Genomic DNA, 236 nt, shown 5'->3' with positions numbered 1-236 from the left:
GGAAAGGCGAAGATATTGATCAGCTGAGCGATCGTACACATTGCCGGGATTTAGCAGGATTCCGTGTGCAAGCGCAATCTCAAACAACTGCCGCATCGAAACATGCCGGTGCAGGCGAACCCAGATGTAGAAGCCCCCTGCCGGCACCTGCCACGCAGCCAGATCGGAAAAAGATTCTGCCAGCGCTTTTGCTGCCACCTGCCTCCGTTCACGCAGCGCTCCCCGCAGAGTATGCA

1 pseudogene is annotated in these 236 nt (G+C 57.2%); it reads right to left on the bottom strand.

The features are described from left to right. Positions 1-236 (bottom strand): annotated as a pseudogene (locus MXD62_RS09660) (PLP-dependent aminotransferase family protein); the annotation flags it as partial.

The organism is Frankia sp. Mgl5, from assembly GCF_023242985.1.
GTDB classification, from domain to species: Bacteria; Actinomycetota; Actinomycetes; order Frankiales; family Frankiaceae; genus Parafrankia; species Parafrankia soli.
Note: the sequence above shows the minus strand (reverse complement) of the source record. Positions and strands in the feature narration are given on the sequence as shown.